20 protein-coding genes are annotated in these 19,032 nt (G+C 69.7%); 12 read left to right on the top strand and 8 right to left on the bottom strand.

All coding sequences use genetic code 11. From position 1 onward, the window contains the following. Positions 1-26 precede the first annotated feature (26 nt). Both ACXJJV_RS03445 and ACXJJV_RS03440 read left to right on the top strand, forming a co-directional pair. On the top strand, positions 27-1,481 hold the full coding sequence (locus ACXJJV_RS03445; RefSeq protein WP_456466775.1) for a radical SAM protein: 1,455 nt from the start codon (positions 27-29) through the stop codon (positions 1,479-1,481). Next, positions 1,478-1,801 carry a winged helix-turn-helix domain-containing protein gene (locus ACXJJV_RS03440; RefSeq protein ID WP_456466774.1) on the top strand — a complete coding sequence of 108 codons (324 nt, stop codon included), beginning with the start codon at positions 1,478-1,480 and terminating at the stop codon, positions 1,799-1,801. The genes ACXJJV_RS03445 and ACXJJV_RS03440 overlap by 4 nt, the downstream gene beginning before the upstream one ends. On the opposite strand, the gene ACXJJV_RS03435 is transcribed toward ACXJJV_RS03440, so the two are convergent. From ACXJJV_RS03435 to atwA, 3 genes are read right to left on the bottom strand one after another with little or no spacing between them, the layout of a single operon-like run. Continuing rightward, positions 1,785-2,615, bottom strand: a complete 831-nt coding sequence (locus ACXJJV_RS03435; protein WP_456466773.1) for a metallophosphoesterase family protein — start codon at positions 2,613-2,615, stop codon at positions 1,785-1,787. The two genes, ACXJJV_RS03440 and ACXJJV_RS03435, sit on opposite strands and share 17 nt — an antisense overlap. Then, positions 2,616-3,131, bottom strand: coding sequence for a methanogenesis marker 9 domain-containing protein (locus ACXJJV_RS03430; protein ID WP_456466772.1), 516 nt, complete (start codon positions 3,129-3,131; stop codon positions 2,616-2,618). Next, a complete protein-coding gene (gene atwA, locus ACXJJV_RS03425; protein ID WP_456466771.1) occupies positions 3,132-4,736 on the bottom strand; it encodes a methyl coenzyme M reductase system, component A2 in 1,605 nt (534 codons plus the stop codon). It abuts the gene before it with no gap. A gap of 63 nt (positions 4,737-4,799) precedes the next feature. Between atwA and ACXJJV_RS03420 the strand changes: the two genes are divergently transcribed. From ACXJJV_RS03420 to ACXJJV_RS03410, 3 genes are read left to right on the top strand one after another with little or no spacing between them, the layout of a single operon-like run. Further along, a complete protein-coding gene (locus ACXJJV_RS03420) occupies positions 4,800-5,504 on the top strand; it encodes an RNA 2'-phosphotransferase (RefSeq protein ID WP_456466770.1) in 705 nt (234 codons plus the stop codon). A 32-nt stretch (positions 5,505-5,536) separates the two neighbouring features. After that, positions 5,537-6,151: an endonuclease V gene (locus tag ACXJJV_RS03415; protein WP_456466769.1), complete on the top strand. Its 615-nt coding sequence runs from the start codon at positions 5,537-5,539 to the stop codon at positions 6,149-6,151. Between the two features lie 5 nt (positions 6,152-6,156). Further along, positions 6,157-9,114 (top strand): helix-hairpin-helix domain-containing protein, encoded by a 2,958-nt coding sequence (locus ACXJJV_RS03410; RefSeq protein WP_456466768.1) that lies wholly within the window; start codon positions 6,157-6,159, stop codon positions 9,112-9,114. Here ACXJJV_RS03410 and ACXJJV_RS03405 read toward each other — a convergent pair. From ACXJJV_RS03405 to hacA, 3 genes are read right to left on the bottom strand one after another with little or no spacing between them, the layout of a single operon-like run. Then, the gene (locus ACXJJV_RS03405; RefSeq protein WP_456466767.1) at positions 9,089-10,282 is read right to left on the bottom strand and encodes an aminotransferase class V-fold PLP-dependent enzyme; all 1,194 of its coding nucleotides are present in this window, start codon (positions 10,280-10,282) and stop codon (positions 9,089-9,091) included. The two genes, ACXJJV_RS03410 and ACXJJV_RS03405, sit on opposite strands and share 26 nt — an antisense overlap. After that, positions 10,275-11,057, bottom strand: coding sequence for a 50S ribosomal protein L11 methyltransferase (locus tag ACXJJV_RS03400; RefSeq protein WP_456466766.1), 783 nt, complete (start codon positions 11,055-11,057; stop codon positions 10,275-10,277). Before ACXJJV_RS03400 ends, ACXJJV_RS03405 begins: the two co-directional genes overlap by 8 nt. Positions 11,058-11,070: 13 nt before the next feature. After that, positions 11,071-12,315: a homoaconitase large subunit gene (hacA, locus tag ACXJJV_RS03395; RefSeq protein WP_456466765.1), complete on the bottom strand. Its 1,245-nt coding sequence runs from the start codon at positions 12,313-12,315 to the stop codon at positions 11,071-11,073. Between the two features lie 73 nt (positions 12,316-12,388). Here hacA and ACXJJV_RS03390 point away from each other — a divergent pair, with 73 nt between their 5' ends. From ACXJJV_RS03390 to ACXJJV_RS03380, 3 genes are all read left to right on the top strand, one after another. After that, the gene (locus ACXJJV_RS03390; RefSeq protein ID WP_456466764.1) at positions 12,389-13,645 is read left to right on the top strand and encodes a hypothetical protein; all 1,257 of its coding nucleotides are present in this window, start codon (positions 12,389-12,391) and stop codon (positions 13,643-13,645) included. Then, the gene (gene radA, locus ACXJJV_RS03385) at positions 13,638-14,603 is read left to right on the top strand and encodes a DNA repair and recombination protein RadA (protein WP_456466763.1); all 966 of its coding nucleotides are present in this window, start codon (positions 13,638-13,640) and stop codon (positions 14,601-14,603) included. Before ACXJJV_RS03390 ends, radA begins: the two co-directional genes overlap by 8 nt. A gap of 74 nt (positions 14,604-14,677) precedes the next feature. After that, entirely contained in the window at positions 14,678-15,793 is a 1,116-nt protein-coding gene (locus ACXJJV_RS03380; RefSeq protein WP_456466762.1) for an NAD(P)/FAD-dependent oxidoreductase, read from the top strand. On the opposite strand, the gene ACXJJV_RS03375 is transcribed toward ACXJJV_RS03380, so the two are convergent. Both ACXJJV_RS03375 and ACXJJV_RS03370 read right to left on the bottom strand, forming a co-directional pair. Beyond that, positions 15,790-15,996, bottom strand: coding sequence for a 50S ribosomal protein L24e (locus ACXJJV_RS03375; protein WP_456466761.1), 207 nt, complete (start codon positions 15,994-15,996; stop codon positions 15,790-15,792). The two genes, ACXJJV_RS03380 and ACXJJV_RS03375, sit on opposite strands and share 4 nt — an antisense overlap. 15 nt (positions 15,997-16,011) lie before the next feature. Next, a complete protein-coding gene (locus tag ACXJJV_RS03370) occupies positions 16,012-16,236 on the bottom strand; it encodes a 30S ribosomal protein S28e (protein ID WP_456466760.1) in 225 nt (74 codons plus the stop codon). A gap of 110 nt (positions 16,237-16,346) precedes the next feature. Between ACXJJV_RS03370 and ACXJJV_RS03365 the strand changes: the two genes are divergently transcribed. The 4 genes from ACXJJV_RS03365 to ACXJJV_RS03350 are packed head-to-tail and all read left to right on the top strand — an operon-like array spanning position 16,347 to position 19,029. Beyond that, positions 16,347-16,742, top strand: coding sequence for a 30S ribosomal protein S6e (locus ACXJJV_RS03365; protein ID WP_456466759.1), 396 nt, complete (start codon positions 16,347-16,349; stop codon positions 16,740-16,742). A gap of 36 nt (positions 16,743-16,778) precedes the next feature. Next, positions 16,779-18,017, top strand: a complete 1,239-nt coding sequence (gene eif2g / locus ACXJJV_RS03360) for a translation initiation factor IF-2 subunit gamma (RefSeq protein WP_456466860.1) — start codon at positions 16,779-16,781, stop codon at positions 18,015-18,017. A 6-nt stretch (positions 18,018-18,023) separates the two neighbouring features. Continuing rightward, complete coding sequence (locus tag ACXJJV_RS03355; RefSeq protein WP_456466758.1) at positions 18,024-18,431, top strand: type II toxin-antitoxin system VapC family toxin; 408 nt, start codon at positions 18,024-18,026, stop codon at positions 18,429-18,431. A gap of 13 nt (positions 18,432-18,444) precedes the next feature. Further along, positions 18,445-19,029, top strand: coding sequence for an RraA family protein (locus tag ACXJJV_RS03350; RefSeq protein WP_456466859.1), 585 nt, complete (start codon positions 18,445-18,447; stop codon positions 19,027-19,029). The last annotated feature ends 3 nt before the right edge of the window (positions 19,030-19,032 follow it).

Raw genomic sequence — 19,032 nt, 5'->3', positions numbered from 1 at the left:
CCAGCAATTATCACGGTGGAATGTTCATGGGTTTCAGCGCCTGCGTGCCCAAGGGTATGATTCCGGACTGGGTGTACTTCAAGGTCTTCTGTCCCAGCGTTGACTACGATAGGGAGACGGGCGAGGTGGAGGAGGCCCCGCTCGGCGTGCGGCGGATCGAGGCGCAGCTGCGTCGGGAAGGGTACGACGTGCTCGTGGCGCACCCGGACGCGATCGAGCGGGCGGTGGACGAGGACACGATCGCGGTGGGCGTCTCGGAGATCGACCCGCAGGGGATGGGTCCGGCCACGACCACGTTCACGTCCTTCTCCGGGAAGCCCGCCTACATGAAGATCTGCTTCGAGGAGCTGATGGGGCGCATCCGGAGGCTCAAGCGGGAGCACGGGTTCGGCGTGTTCATGGGAGGCCCCGGGGCCTGGCAGGTGGAGGACCGGTTCCCGGAGTTCGGCATCGACTTCCTGATCAAAGGCGAGGGGGAGTACGTCGTCGGGGACGTCGTGCGCCGGATCGAGGAGGGTGACCGCGGGCCGGAGGTCGTGAAGGGACGTCCCGTTGACCCGGAGGACATTCCCACCCTCGTCAACCCCACCACCAACGGGATCGTGGAGATCGCGCGCGGCTGCGGTCGGGGCTGCAAGTTCTGCAGCCCGGACATGAGGAAGCTCCGGAGCTTCCCCCTGGGCAAGATCCTCAAGGACGTGGAGGCGATCGTCCGGAGCGGGAAGGGGAAGATCCTGCTGCACGCGGAGGACGTGCTGCGGTACAAGGCGGACGGCGTGTACCCCAACGTGGAGGCCGTGATCGAGCTGTTTTCGGCCGTGGCCGAGCACCCCGGGGTGGAAAAAGTCAGCGTAAGTCACGTGGCCCTCTCCACGGTCTGCCTGTTCGACGAGCGCCTGGGCGAGGTCTCGGACATCCTGGGCGTGGGCACGAAGGTCCCGTGGATGGGCGCGCAGGTGGGGGTCGAGACGGGCAGTCCGCGCCTGATGGCCGAGCACATGCCCGGTAAGGTTGCCCCGTTCAAGGTGGAGGAGTGGCCGGACGTGGTCGAGCAGGCGTTCGGCATCATGAACGACCACGGCTGGGTTCCGTGCGGCACGCTGATCCTGGGGCTCCCGGGCGAGACGGAGGACGACGTGACGAAGACCGCCGAGCTGCTCGATCGATTGCGCGACTACAAGAGCTTCATCGTCCCGCTGTTTTTCGTCCCGATCGGGGACTCCCGGCTGCGCGAGCACGACTTCTTCACACCGGAGCGGCTGACGGACGCCCACTGGGAGGTGATCGTCAAGTGCGCGGACCATGACCTCAGGTGGCTGCCGACGCTGTACAGCGAGTACGCCCGGTCCGTAGGGCACAGCCCGATGATCAAGCTGGCGATCAAGGTCCTGTCGTGGTACGGGCGCCGGAAGCTGACCAAGGCGCTCCTCAAGCACTGCGGGAACGAGGAGCTGGTGCGCTCGATCCTGGGGTCCGGGTGAGCTTGGAGGCGCGCGTGAAGGTGTTCCTGTGCACCGACGGGCGCCCCGTGATGGGCCCGGGCCGCTACGCCCTTCTGCTCGCCATCGAGCGGGAGGGGGCCGTGAAGAGGGCGGCGGAGCGGCTGGGGTGGTCGTACGAGTACGCCAGAAGGAGCCTCCAGTCCCTGGAACGGGCCTTCGGTCGGAAAATCGTCGAGACGAGGCGGGGTGGTGCCGAGGGTGGGGGTGCGAGGCTGACGAGGTTCGGTCGCCGGCTCCTCCGCGAGTACGAGCGGGCGGTGGAGGAGGTAAGGAAGCGGGGGCTCAAACCGATTCTCTGAGTAGGTCCTTCAGGCCCTTCTCCCTCACCAGCCGGTACTCGCCCTCCCGCACCACGGGCCGGTACCTGGCCATCTCGATCCGGCGCTCGGTCACGATCTCCTGCAGCCACACCGTGACGGCCTCATCCGAGAACTCGATGACGTTGAAGCTGTTGCGGCTGTACCCGCGCAGTTTCGTGGAGGAGAACGTGCCGGCGTTCGCCACCACCGTGTCCTCCACCTTGGCCACGAACGGGACGTGTCGGTGCCCGCAGAGCACGACGTCGACCCCGAACCTTAGGCACAGGTTCAGCACCTCTCCGGCGTCCACGAGCACGTTCCGCTCCCGGCCCGAGCCGGGAACCGGGATCAGATGGTGGTGCATGGCCAGGCAGATGCAGGCGCTTTTGGGTATCCGGTCGAGCACGCCCTCCAGCCACTCCTGCCGCTCCCGGCCCAGCTGCCCGTAGTTCACGTCCGGCTCCGAGGAGTCCGCCCCGATGATGTACAGCCTCGGGGCCACCTTCTCGACCCGGTACCGGTCCCCGAAGGTGTCCTCGAAGACCATCCAACCGAGGTTTCTGGCGTCGTGGTTCCCGGGCACCGGGACGACGCGGCTCGCCACCCGCTCCAGCTCGTCCAGCAGCGACTGGGCCTCCTCGTACTCCCGGGCCAGCCCGTTGTCCGTGATGTCTCCGGTGACGACGATCACGTCCGGGTTCACGTCCTCCAGCAGCTCGATCCCGTCCCTGAACGTCCTGGGATCCCAGCTCCTCCTCAGCGGGGACACGTGCAGGTCGGAGATGTGGGCGATCAGGAACTCCCGGTCGGCCATCTACTCACGCTCCCGCCTCGACTTGAGCAGCTTCACCGCCTTCACCGGGTCACCGTCCGCCTCCTCGAGCGCCCTCCGCGCCTCCTCCTCGGAAACGTCCGCCGCCTCGGCGACGGCCTGGACGGTGTCCTCGTCCACCGATCGAGCCTCCTCCAGGATTTCGTCCAGATCCTTCCTCCCCAGCAGGTACTCGGCGAGCTGCTTCTTCCACCACATGTACTCGTTCGGGGTCAGCCCGGCCCGGTTCATCGCCGCGTCCCGAAGCGGGCACGGCTTGGTCACCTTACAGCACCAGACCAGGCTGCCGAAGCAGGTCTCCTCCCCCGCCTTCAGCGGGGTCTTCTCCGCGAACTTCTTCTTGCGCTCCACGTACTCCTCCGGGTCCAGCCCCGCCTTCCGTAGCGCCTGGAAGATCGGGCAGGGTTTGACGGGAGGGCAGCAGAAGGCGAGCGCCTCCGGCGGGCCCCCTCGACACACGTGAGGGGGCGCGTCCGGCCAGCCCTCCTCGGGCCCCACCTAAGACTCCCCCTCTCGGACCATCTCCTCGCGCTCCTCCGGCGTCAGCTCGGTCACGATTTCCTTCGGGTCCCCCGTCTTCACGAACTTCCCGTCCCTCATCAGCGAAGCCCGGTCGCACACCATCTCCACGAAGTCCATGTCGTGGGACACGATGATGAAGGTCTGGTTCATCTCCTTGCGGGCGTTCAGGATGGACTTGGCCACTCGGCGCATGGTCACCGGGTCCATCGTGCCCGTCGGCTCGTCCAGGATCAGGATCCGCGGCTCTCGGATCAGCACCTGGGCCAGCGCCACCCGGTGCCGCTCGCCCTCGGACAGCTGGTCCGGGTACCGGTCGAGGATCTCCACCGCCCGCTCCTCGTCGAACCCCACCGCCTTGAGCACGTGCACGGCCTTCATCTTCGCGAGCTCGTCCGGCAGCTCGATCCCGATCGCCTTCGTGAGGTTCTCCAGCACGGTCCGGTGTGGGTACAGCGTGTACTGCTGGTGCAGCATCCCGATGTACCGCTTCGCCCGGCCCCGCTCCCGCTTGTCCGTCATGTCCACCCAGTCGTCCCCGATCCGCACGTACACCTCGCCCTCCGTGGGCTCCAGCACGCCCGCCAGGATCTTCGCCAGCGTGGTCTTACCCGCCCCGCTCTTGCCCACGATCCCGTAGATCTCGCCCTCCCGCACCGTGAGCGAGACGCCGTCCACCGCCTTCACCACGCCCCGCTCGATCGAGTAGTAATACTTCTTCACGTCCTTGGCCCGCACGATGTCCTCGCCGACCTCCACCTCCTCCTTCTCCACCTCCTCCACCCGCTCCAGGTACTTCCGCACCACCTCCTCCGGCTCCCCGACCTCCACGACCTCACCGTTCTCCAGCCACAGCACCCGGTCCGAGATGTCCTCGATGACCTCCGGCCAGTGCGAGGTGATCACCATCGTGATACCCGCCTCCTTCACCCCCTCCCGCAGGGCCCGGTGCACGATCTCCGCCGTCTCCGGGTCCAGCGTGCCCGTCGGCTCGTCCGCCAGGAACACGATCGGCCGCTTGGCCAGCTGCCGGATCAGCACGACCCGCTGCTTCTCACCGCCGCTCAGGTCCCGCGCCAGGTGCGTGACCCGGTGCTCCAGCTCCACCATCTCGATGAGCTCCACCGCGCGCTCCGCAGCCTCACTCTCGGAGTACCCCGCGTCCAGCAGCGCCTCCATCACGTTCTCCAGCACCGTCTGCTCCTCGTACAGGGCGAACGTTCGCTGGAACATGATCGCGATCCGCTTCCGGAACCGCCGCCGCTCGCGGTCCGGGACCCCCCAAAGATCCACCACGTCCTCCTCCAGCTCACCGTCGCCGCACTTCGGGCACTCCTCCCCGACCATCGCGGGCCGCTCCGCCCACCCGCACTCCGGACAGCGGGCCACCCGGTACAGCACCCGACCCTCGTCCGGCCGGTAGTCGTCCAACCCCTTCAGCGTGTGGATGAAGACCGACTTACCGGCGCCGCTCTCCCCCAGGATTCCCAGCACGTCCCCGTCGCGAACCTCCAGCTCCGGGATCTCCAGCCTGAACCCTTCGAACTCTTTGACCAGATCCTCCACCCGTATGATCCAGGACACGCGCACGGCCCCCAGGGGACGGCCCCGAGGGTTAGGCCGACCGAACCCTCCGGGGTGATCGCGATGAAGCCGATTAAAGTGTGTCCCCGCTGCGGCCGGTACACCGAGGAGGACGTGTGCGATCGCTGCGGGGCCCGCACGAAGGAGTTCCTCGACGGCCGCCGGCGCCTGGCCCTGAGCAAGCTGCTCTCCGGCATCCTGCGGCACTTCCCAGAGGAGGTGAACGTCCGGCTGGACGAGGAGGGGTTCACCGACTGCGACGTGCACGAGCTCGCGGAGCGGATCAAGCGGTACTGGAAGAACCGGGAGTACTACCGATGGCTGACCGGCGAGCACATCATCGCCGTGGCCGAGACCTGCCCCAAGGGCCGGTTCGAGATCGACGAGCGGGGCCGGATCCGCGCCCGGTACGGCCACTCCCGCCGGCTCAACGTCCGCCCCACCCTGCCCAAGGATCACGAGGTGAAGACCCTGTACCACGGCACGGCCCGGGAGAACCTGCCCTCCATCCGCCGCGAGGGCATCAAGCCCATGGGGCGCCGGGCCGTCCACCTGACCGACGACGAGCGCGAGGCCCTGCACGTCGCCCTCCGCCACACGGACGACCCGGTCATCCTCGTGGTGGACGCGGATCGGCTGCGCAGGCGCGGTCTGGTCCCCCGGCGGGCGGGAAAGCACGTGTACGTGGTCGAGGGAACCGTGCCCCCCGACTGCATCACCCGGGTGATCCGGAGCCCGAGGGCACGGCTCGGGGGTGGTAGAAGGTAGAGGAGTGGTTCGAGGCCGACACGCGGGAGGAGATGCTCGAGATCCAGCGCCGGGTCGCCGAGCTGGTTCGATTGAAGCCGCTCGAGGAACCGCCGGAGCGCGTGGCCGGGGTGGACGTCTCGTACCGCGGTGACCGGTACCGGGCCGCGGCGGTCGTGGTGGACGCGGACACCCTGAAGCCGCTCGAGACCCGGACCGCGGAGGGCCGGGTGCGGCGCCCGTACGAGCCCGGGTTCCTCGCGTTCCGCGAGGGTCCCCCGGCCCTAAAGGTCCTAAAGGGGCTGGACTACGACCTCCTGCTCGTCAACGGCCACGGCATCGCCCACCCCCGACGGGCCGGGTTGGCCTCGCACCTCGGCGTCGCCCTGGACCGGCCCACCGTCGGCGTCGCGCGCCGCCCCCTCGTGGGGAGGCCGCGGGGAGAGCCCGAGCGGGTGGGCGACGCGGTCCCGCTGTTCCACCGGGGCGAGAAGGTCGGGCACTTGGTTCTCACCCGGTCGGGCTGCCGCCCGCTCGTCGTGAGTCCCGGCCACCGCTGCTCGCACCGCGACGCGGTCGAGTGGGTCCTCCGGTTGGTCCGAGGCGGTAAGTGGCCCGAGCCGCTCCGGCTGGCCGACCGACTGTCCAAACGCTGGGAGAGAGGGTGAGTCGCGTGGCCCTGGTGTACGACGCGGAGTTCGTGGGATCCGAGCGGGAGTACGAGGAGGAGCTCGAGACCTTCCTGAAGGGCGTGAAGGCCTACGACGGCGTCCTCGCCACCCGGTACCTGATGGACCGATCCTCGGAGGCCAAGCGGGACGAGGAGCTGCTCGAGGTGCACCAGAACTTCATCCTGCTCACCGGCTCCTACGCCTGCTCGATCGACCCGACCGAGGACCGGTACCGGAACGTGATCGTCCGCGGGGTGAACTTCGACGAGCGCGTCGAGCGGTTGTCCACCGGGGGCTCCCCGGCCCGGTACGCGATCGTGTACCGGAGGGGCTGGAAGGCCATCGCCAAGGCGCTCGAGGTGGAGGAGGAGCGGGTGCCGGCGATCGAGGTGCGGGCGGTGAAGAGGAACCCGTTGCAGCCCGCCCTGTACCGGATCCTCGTCCGCTACGGCCGCGTGGACCTCATGCCCCTCACCGTGGACGAGGTGCCGCCCGAGATGGCCGGCGAGTTCGAGCGGCTCATCGAGCGGTACGACGTCCCGATCGACGAGAAGGAGGAGCGCATCCTCGAGATCCTGCGGGAGGACCCCTGGACCCCGCACGACGAGATCGCCCGGCGGCTGGGCCTCTCCGTCGCGGAGGTGGAGGGCGAGAAGGACCCGGAGAGCAGCGGGATCTACAGCCTCTGGGCGCGCGTGGTCGTCAACATCGACTACGACGAGCGGGCGGCCAAGCGGCACGTCCGCCGCCGGGACGCCCTCCTGGAGGAGATGTACGAGCGGCTGGAGGAGCTCTCCGAGCGCTACCTGGGCCGCCGACTCGACCGACGGTGGATCATCGAGCACAAGCGGGAGCTCATGGAGCGCTACCTGGAGCAGCGGATCGTGGAGTGCGCGATCAAGCTCCAGGACCAGTACGGGCTCCGGGAGGACGTCGCCCTCTGCCTCGCCAAGGCCTTCGACGGCTCCATCTCCACGATCGCCACCGCCCCGTACCGCACCCTGAAGGACGCCTGCCCGGACCTCACCCTCGAGGAGGCCAAGTCCGTCAACCGCACGCTCGCCCGACTCCTGGACGAGTACGGGCTGGACCCGGAGGTCGCCGACGAGCTGATCGAGCACTTCGAGTCCATCGCGGGCATCCTCGGCGCGGACCTCCGGGACGTCGAGCGGATGCGGGAGGAGGGAGTGATCTCCGAGGAGGCGTACCGGGCGGTCCTGGAGATCCAGGTCTCGGAGCTGGCGAAGCGGGAGGGGATCGGGCGCAAGACCGCGGAGCGGCTCATCCGGGCCTTCGGCAGCCCGGAGCGGGTCAAGCAGCTGGCCCGGGAGTTCGAGATCGAGAAGCTCGCCTCGGTGGAGGGCGTGGGCGAGAAGGCCCTGCGGAGCCTCGTCCCCGGGTACTCCTCCCTCACCTCCATCCGGGGCATCGACCGGGAGCGCGCCGAGTACCTCCTGAAGAAGTACGGCGGGTACTCCAAGATCCGGGAGGCCTCGGTCGAGGAGCTGCGCGAGGACGGGCTGACCGACGCCCAGATCCGCGACCTGAAGGGGCTCAAAACGCTCGAGCGGATCGTCGGCTCGCTGGAGCGCGCGGACGAGCTGAAGCGCCGGTACGGTTCCGCGGCGGAGATCCGCCGACGGCCCGTGAAGGAGCTGCGCGAGCTCGGCTTCTCCGACGAGGAGATCGCGGAGATCAAGAACGTGCCGAAGAAGCTCCTGGAGGCCTTCGACCTGGAGACCGCCGTGGAGCTGTACGAGAAGTACGGCTCGCTGAGGGAGATCGCCCGGAACGTCCCGTACGAGAGGCTGCGCGAGCTCGGCGCCACGCCCAAGGCCGCCGCCGAGATCAAGGGGCCCGAGTTCAAGCTCCTCCTGAGCGTGGACGGGGTCGGACCCAAGCTGGCCGAGCGCGTGCTGGAGGCCGTCGACTACGACCTGGAGCGGCTCGCCGAGCTCAACCCGGAGGAGCTGGCCGAGAAGGTGGAGGGGCTGGGGGAGAAGCTGGCGGAGCGGATCGTGTACGCGGCCCGGGAGCGCGTCGAGCGGCGCCGGGAGGCCCGGCGCCGGGAGCGGTCGGAGGAGGAGTGGAAGGAGTGGCTGGAGGAGCGGGTGGGCCGCGCCCGGGCCCGACGCCTCATCGAGCACTTCGGCTCGGCCAGGGAGGTGGGCCGGGCGATCGAGGAGAGGCGGGTGACGGAGCTCCTCGAGGTGGAGGGGATCGGCGACGCCGCCGTGGCCGAGCTGGTCCCGGGGTACAGGACCCTCCGCGAGGCCGGGCTGACCCCCGAGGAGATCGAGCGGGTGCTGAAAGAATACGGATCCGTTTCCAAAATCCAGGAGGAGGCCACCCCGGACGAGCTTCGCCGGCTCGGCCTCGGGGACGCCAAGATCGCCCGGCTGCTGGGCCTCCGAACCCTCGTGAACAAGGGGCTGGACGTGGATACGGCCTACAGGCTGAAGCGGCGGTTCGGCTCCGTCACCGAGGTCCGGAAGGCGCCGGTGGAGGAGCTCCGAAAGCTGGGCCTCTCCGACCGCAAGATCGCCCGGATTAAGGGTTTCCCGGAGACCATGCTGCAGGTGCGCGGGATGAGCCTGGAGAAGGCCGAGCGACTCCTGGAGCGGTTCGGAACGTGGACCCGGGTCAAGGAGGCCCCGGTGTCCGAGCTGATCAAGGTGCCCGGGGTGGGACCGGAGCTGGCCAAGGAGATCAAGTCGCTGGAGAACCCGGCCTGGCGCTACCTCCTCGAGGTCAAGGGGGTCAGCCCCGAGCTCGCGGACCGACTCGTGGAGGAGTTCGGCAGCCCGTACCGGGTCCTGACGGCGAGGAAGGAGGACCTGATGAAGGTCGAGGGAGTCGGCCCCAAACTGGCCGAGCGGATCCGCGAGGCGGGGCGCAGGTACCGCGAGGAGCGGCGCTCAAGGCGGGAACGGGTCAGGAGGAGGCTCCGCGGCGAGTGATCCCCTCCATCGCCCGCAGGAACTCCTCCACCTCCCCACCCTCGTTGTAGAACGCCAGCGAGGCCCGGACGCACCCCCCGAGCCCCAGCCTCTCGAACACCAGGGTGGCGCAGTGCGTGCCCGATCGTACGCAGATTCCCCGCTCCCCCAGCTCCCGACTCACCTCGTCCGGACCCTTCCCGTCCACCACGAACGACACGATCGTGGCCCGACGCGCCTCCGGGCACAGGACTTCCACGCCGTCCAGATCCAGCAGCCCCTCGAGCACCAGATCCGTTAACCGGCGCACGCGCCGCTCCACCCGCCTCAACCCCACCTCCTCCAATATCCTCACGCCCTCCGCCAGCCCGATCACGCCCGGGAGGTTCGGCGTCCCCGACTCGAACGCGTGCGGGGGCTCGCTCGGCACCACCGAGGAGCCCTCCACCCGCTCCGTCGACCCGCCACCCAGCAGCCGGGGCTCCAGCTCCTCCAGCACGTCCTCCCGAACGTACAGCAGGCCCGTGCCGTGCGGTCCGAGCAGGGCCTTGTGCCCCGGGGCCACCACGAAGTGGTACCTCGAGAAGTCGTGGTCCAGGGCGCCCATCGACTGCGCGGCGTCCAGGAGCACGTACGCGCCCGCCTCCTCCGCCAGCCTCAGCACCTCCTCCACCGGCTGCAGCGACCCCAGGGCGTTGCTCTCGTGCGTGATCGCCACCACCCGCGTCCGGTCATCGACCGCGGACTCCAGCTCCGACAGATCCACGGTCCCCGTCTCCGGGTCGAAACCCACGATCTCCACGTCGAACCCGAGCACCTCCGAGAACCTCAGCCAGGGCGAGAGGTTCGAGTGATGCTCCAGGGCCGTCGTAACGACCTTGTCCCCCTTACCCAGGTCCAGGGAGCACAGCACCGCGTGGATCGAGGCCGTCGCGTTGAACGTGAACGCCAGGCACCTCGGATCCACCCCCAGGAACGAGGCCACCGTCTCCCGGGCCCGCTCGAACGCCCGCGTCGCCTCCTCACCGGGCGGGTGCGCGCTCCTGCCCACGTTCACGCCGAACTCGCGCAGCGCCCGCTCCACGGCCCGGATCACGCGCTCGTGCTTCAGCGAGGTGGCCGCGTTGTCGAGGTACACCCATCGCTCCTTCAGCGGGAACCCGGCCAGGATCTCCTCCAGACTACCCACGGCGGAGGAACCCCCTCAGGAACGCCCTCACCCGATCCGTGTTGGGGACCTCCCAGACGTGCCACCCACTCTCGTACCCCGTGATCAGGCTGTAGCGCCTCGCGTCCGGGTCCAGCCGGCCCCCCTCACCCACGATCACCGGCTCGCCCCGGGCGGCGTCGAGCGCGCTCTCCCGGTCCGGGTGGTAGTCACGGTGCGCCTCGGACCGGAAGACGAGGACCGCGGCCTTGTGCCTCCGCTTCACCCGGTCCAGCAGCATCCCGTGCTCCCGCATGAACCCCTCGAGATCCTCGATGAACTCCGGGGGGCAGCGGGTGACGATCCTTCCCGTGCTTTCCTTAATGGAATCCAGGCAGCGTTCGAGGAACCCCCGGACCGCCTCGAGGCTCGGCCGCCGGGAGACCCCGCTCCTGATCCCCCACGGCGGGTCGGTGAGGACCTCGTCCACGCGGCCCCGGAAGTCCTCGATCCCGCACTCCATCGGCAGCACGTCGCCCTCCAGCAGCCCCGCGTTCTCCGCGACGTTCTCCGCGAGGGCGGCCACGTGATCGGGGTCCGGCTCGACGGCGTACACGGTGTACGGGCCCAGGGCCGCCGCCGCGATCGCGAACGAGCCGCAGCCCGCGCCCGCGTCCAGGATCTCCCCGCGCCAAGGGGCCCGGAGGTCCCTCACCACCTCCATGATGTACCGCGTGCTGGGGATGACGACCCGGGAGGGACGCATCCGCAGGTGCTCCTCGAGGTAGGGGAGGGAGACGGGTACGATCCGGGGCAAGGGGGAGGCCCCGTCACAGGTAGCGCCGCGGGTCCGTGATCTCCCCCTCGATGGCACTCGCGGCGGCCGTGGCCGGGCTGGCCAGGTACACCTCCGACTCCCGGTGCCCCATCCGGCCCGGGAAGTTCCGGTTGGACGTGGCCAGGCACCGCTCGCCCTCGGCCAGCACTCCCATGTGACCGCCGAGGCACGGGCCGCACGTGGGCGGACAGATGAGGGCGCCCGCGTCGTGCAGCACCTCGAGGATTCCCTCCTTCAGCGCCCGGGAGTACACCTCCCGGGACGCAGGGATCACGATCAGCCGGACGTCGTCGTGCACCTCCTCTCCCTTCAGGATCTCCGCCGCCACGCGCAGGTCGTTGAGCCGGCCGTTCGTGCACGAGCCGATGAACACCTGGTCGATGGCGGTCCCCTCCACCTCGTGCACGGGGACCACGTTGTCCGGGCTCGAGGGTCGGGCCACCTGCGGGTCCAGGTCCGAGACGTCGAGCCGCAGCTCCGCCTCGTACCGCGCGTCCGGGTCCGGTCGCACCGGGCGGCCCTCGTCCCCGGCGCGCTCCCGGACGTACCGCAGCGTCCGCTCGTCCGGCGGCACGAGACCCGTCTTGGCGCCCATCTCGATGGCCATGTTGCACAGGCACATCCGATCGGAAACGCTCATGTTCTCCACGACCTCACCGTGGTACTCGATGGCCATGTAGGTCGCTCCGTCCGCGCCGACCTCGCCCGTCACCTTCAGCACCACGTCCTTGGCGTACACGCCCTCCGGCGGCTCCCCCACGAGCTCCACCCGGTACGTCTCCGGCACCCGGAACCAGAGCCGGCCCGTGGCGAAGACGGCCGCCATGTCCGTGGACCCGATCCCCGTGGCGAAGGCGCCCAGCGCCCCGTGCGTGCAGGTGTGCGAGTCCGCCCCCACGATCACGTCGCCCGGGCGCACGTGACCCTTCTCCGGCAGGACCTGGTGGCAGATGCCCTCGCGCACGTCGTAGAAGTGCTCGATCCCCTGCTCCCGCACGAACTCCCGCATCATCTTATGATTCTCCGCCGCCTCGACCGAGTCCGCCGGCACCTGGTGATCGAACAGCACGACGATCCGGGACGGGTCCCAGACCCGGTCCACCCCCATCTCCTCCAGCCGCTGCACCGTGATCGGGCCCGTGATGTCGTGCACCATGGCCACGTCCACCTCGGCGATCACCAGGTCCCCGGCCTCCGCGTCCTCCCCCGACGCCCGGGAGAGGATCTTCTCCGCCATCGTCCTGCCCCGGCCCACGGCGCGACCCCCCGGCCCGCCCCGGCCGGGCGTTGAAAAAGCTGGGGGTGGGGACATGTACGACGTGGACGAGCTGATTGAAAAGCTGGCGAGGCGCACGGGCCGCCCTCGCGAGGAGCTGATCGAGCGGGTGCGCGAGCTGCGGGACCGGTGGGGAATCTCGGAGGAGGGAGCCGCGCTCGCGCTAGCCGCCGAGCTGGGTGTGGATCTCATGGAGGCGAACGAGGAGGAGCGGAAGCCCGTCACCCTGGACCGGGCCATCTCGGAGGGGCTCAAGTCCTTCGACGCGGAGTTCGTGGTGGTTCGGGCCCCAGAGGTCATCGAGACCCAGAGCGGCGGTCGGATGGCGACGGCCGTGATCGCCGACGAGACCCGCTCGGCCGCGCTCGTGGCCTTCGACGAGGCGGTCGAGCGGCTGCGGGAGCTGGAGGAGGGGGACGTCGTCCGCGGGGAGAACCTGCGGCTGACCGCCTTCCGCGGCAGCCCGCAGGTCGTGGTGGAGCGGGACACGAGCCTGCGCGTGATCGACGAGCACGAGGACCCGGAGGGGCTGATCGAGCGGACCACGTCCGAGCTCCGGCACGGGGAGTACGTGCGCGTCCGCGGGATCGTCGTCAGCGAGCCCACCGACACCGGGGAGCGCGTGCACTTCTGGCTCTCGGACGAGGAGGGCTCGGCCCGGGTGAACGCGTGGGGGGACGCGGCGGAGCGCGCGCTGGAGCTGGAGTACGGCCAGGGCGCCGTCGTGGAGGGCTGGGTCTCGACCCGGGGCGGCACCCCGGTGATCAACGTGCTCCGCACCCACGGGCTCGTGAAGCCGGCGGAGGTCTCCGTCCGACCGGCGATCAAGCGCCGGGTGCGGGAGCTGAAGGAAGGGGACGTGGCGGAGATCTCCGGCGTCGTGGTCGCGGTGTACGCCCGGCGCCGGTACTACGAGGCCTGCCCCCGGTGCGGTCGGGCGGTCCGGGACGGAGAGTGCCCGGAGCACGGCCCCGTCGAGCCCGAGCGCCGGCCCGTGCTCAACCTCGTCGTGGACGACGGGACCGGGACGGTCCGGGTGGCCTTCTTCGGCGACCTGGCCGTGGACCTCGCGGGCTGCGAGAGCCCGAGGGAGTTCCTGGAGGCCGAGGAGGAGACGCTCCGGGAGCGGCTGCTGGGGGCCAACGTGTCCGTCGTCGTCCGGGTGAGGGGCGAGGGCGTGGTGGAGGATTACGATGCGGTGGCGCTTCGGGGGCAGACGCTTGACGATGAAGATTTGAAGCGAGAGGCGTCCCTACTCCTCCGAGAGCTGGAGGGGGAGGAGCGTGCGTAGGGAGGTCCGGCTGGACGAGCTCGACCTGCTGCCGGAAGACGTGATCCGGCGACTTGAGGAGAAGGACATCCTCACCGTCGAGGACTTCGTGTACGCGGACCCGAAGTACCTGGCGGAGGTGACCGGCATGACCGAGAAGGAGGTGGAAAGCCTGCAGGATGAGCTGCGGGACGCGGTGGCCGAGGCGGACGAGGTGGAGTTCCGCACCCTGGACCGGGTCGAGCGCGAGCGGGACCGGATCACGACCGGATCCTCCGCACTCGACGAGATCCTCGGCGGGGGCGTCGGCTGCGGGGAGCTGACCGAGTTCGCCGGCCCCTTCGGCTCCGGCAAGACCCAGATCGCCTTCCAGCTCTGCGTTAACGTGCAGCTACCAGAGTCCGAGGGCGGTCTGGAGGCCAAGGCCGTTTTCATCGACACCGAGGGCACGATCTCCCCCCAGCGCATCAAGCAGATGGCGCAGGCCGCCGGACTGGACCCGGGCGAGGCCCTCCGGAACATCTACGTCACGCAGGTCGGGTCCGTGGAGGAGCAGCTCCAGGCGGCCAAACGGGCCTACGAGCTCTGCGAGCGCGAGGACGTGGGCCTGGTCGCCGTGGACTCCCTCACCGCCCACTTCCGGGCCGAGTTCCCCCGGCTAAAGGACGTGAAGGAGCGTCAGACCATGCTCGCCAACCACGTGAAGGACCTCTGGAAGATCGCGACCGATCACGACGTGGCGGTCGTGTTCACGAACCAGGTCCACGTCGACGTGGAGGCCGCCACGAAGGGAAGGGGCCGCAAGTACGAGCCCGTGGGCGGCACGATCGTCGCCCACCAAGCCACCCACCGGATCATGCTGCGGCGCGCCAAGGGCGAGGTCCGCATCGCCCGAGTGATCGACTCCCCCTACCTGCCCCAGAGGGAGGCCCCCTTCCGAATCACCAAGGAGGGCATCCGAGACCTCCAGACCGAGTGATGAGAGGCCCAATAGCCGAGAACGGGACCGATGACGAGCTCCCGGTCCCACCTGATTCCCGGCGGTGACCGACCGTGCACGACGTGGTCGTGGTGGGGGCGGGTCCGGCCGGGTCGATGGCCGCGTGGGCGGCCGCGCGGGCGGGCTGCGACGTCCTGATCCTCGAACGCCGCGCCGAGATCGGCGTGCCCAAACAGTGCGCCGAGGGCATCAGCGCCCGGGTCCTCCGGGAGGCCGAGGTGCCCACGGACGGGCCCTGGATCGCCCAGGAGATTCGTCGCGGGATCCTGGCCGTGCCCTCGCCCGACGGGCTGCGCACGTTCGAAGTCGAGAGCGTTCACGGGTACGTCCTGGAGCGGAAGCTGTTCGACCGATGGCTCGCGGCGCGCGCGGTGGAGGAGGGGGCCGAGCTCCGGCTGCTGACGGAGGCCCGAGGGGTGCTCCGAGAGGACGGGCGCGTGGCGGGCGTCAAAACCTCTGAGGGGCACGTGCGTGCCGAGGTGGTGATCGCGGCGGACGGGATCGAGTCGCGGGTCGGACGGAGCGCGGGGCTCGTTCCCCCGCTGAAGCCGGACGAGCTCTGCACCTGCGCCCAGTACGAGGTGGTGGGCAGGGTCCGGTACGAGGACGCCTTCACCATCCTGTTCGACCCGGACCGCATCCCCGGCGGGTACGCCTGGACGTTCCCGAAGGGCGCGGGTCGGGCCAACGTGGGCGTGGGCTGCCGGGGACGGAGGCCCAGGAGGCTGCTGGACGAACTGCTTCGCGGCCCGCTCTCGAGGCTCGTGGAGGACGCGCGGCCGGTGGAGTTGAACGTGGGTGGGGTGCCGGTGTGCGGGCCGTTGGAGCGGACGTACGATGATGGGATCCTCGTGGTGGGGGACGCGGCCCGGCAGGTGAACCCGCTCACCGGGGGCGGTCTGAACGCGGCCCTGATCTGCGGTCGGATCGCGGGGGAGGTGGCGGCGGAGGCGGCGAGCGAGGGGGACCCGTCCGCGGCGCGGCTGAAGGAGTATCAGGAGCGCTGGGAGAAGGAGCTGGGCGAGACGTTCGAGGCGGCCCGGGAGGCGGCGGAGGTGGCGGTGAGCGTGAGCATGGAAGAAGTGCTGGAGTTCCTGGAGGGCGTGGAGGAGGACCTGGAGGAGGCCCTAAGGTCCGCCGGGGTGCTGGAGCGGCACTGGTGGGGTTAGAGCTCTCCCCGCTGCTCGGCCCTGAACTCCCGGTACCGCTCGGTCCACCGCACCTTCTTCGGGTCCCGCTCCAGCTTCAGCATGTTTCGCTCGCACTTGCTGGAGCAGAACCACAGGATGGTGCCGTCGTTCTTCACGAACATCTTGCCGGTGCCGGGCTCGATGACGCGGCCGCAGAAGTCGCACCTCCGCAGCTCCGGCACGGTGGGAGGCCCCCGTTACTCGATGGGTCGGGCCTCGCGCTCGGTCTCGCGGAGCAGTAGGATGTCTCCCTCGCGCACCGGCCCCTTCACGTTCCGGGTGATGATCCGGCCCTTGTCCGGTCCCTCCAGGATCCTCACCTTCACCTGGGTGACCTCGCCGGTCATGCCCGTGCGTCCCAGGATCTCCACGACCTCCGCCGGCGTGGCGTCCTCGGTGGGATCGTAGTCGCACTCCACCATCGGGTCGAACCCCCCGGCCGCACCGACCGGTCCCGGGTTATGAAGTTTCGTCGGGACTCCGGTACAAGACTTAAAGTGCGGCCGGGGTCGCGCGTCGGGGGTGCGGGCCGATGCCCGAGTTCAAGGTGGTCGTCGCCGACCCGGAGAAGGGTCGTTCCTACCAGGTCACGCTGGAGGGTGAGGACGCGGAGCGGCTGATCGGGAAGCGGATCGGGGACGTCATCAACGGCGAGATCGTGGGGCTGCCCGGGTACAAGCTCAGGATCACCGGCGGCACGGATAAGGATGGGTTTCCGATGCGCCCGGACATCCACGGGGCGGGTCGGCACCGGGTGCTGCTCGACGGGCCCCCGGGGTTCCGGCCGCGCCGCAAGGGCGAGCGGCGGCGCAAGACCGTGCGCGGTAACACCATCAGCGAGGACATCGTGCAGGTGAACACGGTCATCGTCGAGTACGGGGAGAAGCCCGTCGAGGAGCTGCTGGGCGAGGGTGGCGAGGAGGAGTAACCGCGGGTGGTCACCGTGCCCATCGACCTCCGTCACGTGGAGGACGAGCGGTTCCAGCAGGCGGAGATGAACATCGGCATGGTGGGTCACGTGGACCACGGTAAGACGACGCTCACCAAGGCCCTGTCCGGCGTCTGGACGGACACGCACAGCGAGGAGACGCGGCGGGGCATCTCCATCCGGCTGGGCTACGCGGACACCGTGCTCACCCGGTGCCCGGAGTGCGGGACGTACTCCGTGGAGGAGAAGTGTCCCGAGTGCGGCGCCGAGACGGAGTGGCTTCGGCGAGTCTCCTTCGTCGACTCCCCGGGCCACGAGACGCTGATGGCGACGATGCTCTCCGGCGCCGCGATCATGGACGCGGCCATCCTGGTCATCGCGGCGAACGAGCCCTGCCCCCAGCCGCAGACCCGCGAGCACCTGATGGCCCTCGAGATCATCGGCACGCGGGACGTTATCGTCGTCCAGAACAAGATCGACCTCGTGACGCCCGAGGAGGCTCGGGAGCACTACGAGCAGATCGTGGAGTTCCTGGAGGAGGAGACGCACCTGGACCCCGACGAGACCCCGATCATCCCCATCTCCGCCCAGCACGGGGCCAACCTGGACGTCCTCGTCGAGGCCATGTACGAGCACTTCGAGCCGCCCGAGCACGACACCAAGTCACCCTTCCGCATGTACATCGCCCGCTCCTTCGACGTGAACAAGCCCGGCACGCGCCCGGAGGACCTGAAGGGCGGCGTCATCGGCGGCGCCATCGTGCAGGGTGAGGTGGAGATCGGGGACGAGATCGAGATCCGCCCCGGCCGGCGGGTGGAGCGGTACGGGCGCGAGGAGTGGGAGCCCATCCACACCGAGGTCGTCAGCCTGCACGCCAACGTGACCCCGGTGGAGCGGGCCCGGCCGGGCGGCCTGGTGGGCATCGGGACCAAGCTGGACCCCGCGATGACCAAGGCCGACCGGCTGTCGGGCCAGGTCGCCGGGGAGCCGGACACGCTGCCCCCGGTCCGCGACGAGCTGCTCCTGGACGTGGAGCTCCTGGAGCGTGTGGTGGGCACCGAGGAGCAGCGCAAGGTCGAGCCCATCCGCACCAACGAGGTCCTGATGCTCACCGTGGGCACCGCCACGACGGTGGGCGTGGTCACGAGCGCCCGGGACGACGAGGTGGAGATCAAGCTCAAGCAACCGGTCTGCGCGGAGGAGGGGGACCGGGTCGCGATCAGCCGGAGGATCCAGCGCTGGCGGCTCATCGGGCACGGCGTGATCAAAGGGTGAGGGGGCGTGCGGCCCCGGGTCATCGCCGACGCCAACTTCCTCATGATCCCGCATCAAGAGGGCGTGAACCTCCTCTCGGAGCTCGACCGGCTCCTCGGCTCCTACGTCCTCCTGGTGCCCCGGCAGGTCGTCGAGGAGGTGAAGCGGATCCGCCGACGGGCCACCGGGCGGGACCGGATCGCCGCCAACGTGGCCCTGCAGCTCCTGGAACACCCCCGCCTGGACGCGAGGATCGTCGAGGTGGAGGGGCGCGACGGGGACGAGGCCATCCTCAACCTGGCCCGCCGACTCCGGGGCGACGAGCGCGTGTACGTGGCCACCCGGGACAAGGAGCTGAAGAAGCGGGTGCTGAGGCTCGGGGTGCCCGTGATCACCCTGCGGCAACGCACCCACCTGGTGGTGGAGCGGGGCTGATCGGTTGACCCGGGTGCCCCCCTCCCCGGCCGTGAGCGACGCGCTGGGCAAGCGCTACGCGCTCCCGGGCATCCGCCACCTGGCCGGACCCGTCCCCATCTGCGGCCGCGCGGTCACCGTCCGCGTGGAGGGCACGGACTGGGGGATCGTCGTCGAGGCCATCGACGAGGCCGAGGAGGGCGACGTGCTCGTCGTCTCCACCCGGGACCGGCGCCGGGCTTACTGGGGCGGCCTCTCCTCCCTCTCCGCCAAGCGCAAGGGCCTCGCCGGCACGATCGTGGACGGGATGGTGCGGGACCTGGACGACATCCGCGAGCTGGGCTACACCGTCTTCGGTCGAGGCGTCGTCCCCCGAGCCGGCACGCCCCGCCGCTCCGGGGAAATCAACGTTCCGGTGTACATCGGCGGGGTCGAGGTCAACCCCGGTGACGTTATAATTGCGGACGAGAGCGGGGCCGTGGTGGTTCCGGAGGAGGCCTGGGACGACGTTCTGGAGACCGCCCGCGAGGTGCTCGAGCTGGAGGACCGAATCCGCACCGACCTCGCCCTGGGACGCTCCTGGCGCGAGATCCTGTCAAAGCGCCTGGGGGAGGGATGATTG

It is taken from the genome of Methanopyrus sp. (genome assembly GCF_053997775.1).
Note: the sequence above shows the minus strand (reverse complement) of the source record. Positions and strands in the feature narration are given on the sequence as shown.

What these genes read in the sequence shown, in the direction of transcription:
- ACXJJV_RS03445 (WP_456466775.1), top strand. Translation starts at nt 27, where the DNA reads ATGGGTTTCAGCGCCTGCGTGCCCAAGGGTATGATTCCGGACTGGGTG.
- ACXJJV_RS03435 (WP_456466773.1), bottom strand. Translation starts at nt 2,615, where the DNA reads ATGGCCGACCGGGAGTTCCTGATCGCCCACATCTCCGACCTGCACGTG.
- ACXJJV_RS03420 (WP_456466770.1), top strand. Translation starts at nt 4,800, where the DNA reads ATGAAGCCGATTAAAGTGTGTCCCCGCTGCGGCCGGTACACCGAGGAG.
- ACXJJV_RS03415 (WP_456466769.1), top strand. Translation starts at nt 5,537, where the DNA reads ATGCTCGAGATCCAGCGCCGGGTCGCCGAGCTGGTTCGATTGAAGCCG.
- hacA (WP_456466765.1), bottom strand. Translation starts at nt 12,315, where the DNA reads ATGGCGGAGAAGATCCTCTCCCGGGCGTCGGGGGAGGACGCGGAGGCC.
- ACXJJV_RS03390 (WP_456466764.1), top strand. Translation starts at nt 12,389, where the DNA reads ATGTACGACGTGGACGAGCTGATTGAAAAGCTGGCGAGGCGCACGGGC.
- ACXJJV_RS03370 (WP_456466760.1), bottom strand. Translation starts at nt 16,236, where the DNA reads ATGGTGGAGTGCGACTACGATCCCACCGAGGACGCCACGCCGGCGGAG.
- ACXJJV_RS03365 (WP_456466759.1), top strand. Translation starts at nt 16,347, where the DNA reads ATGCCCGAGTTCAAGGTGGTCGTCGCCGACCCGGAGAAGGGTCGTTCC.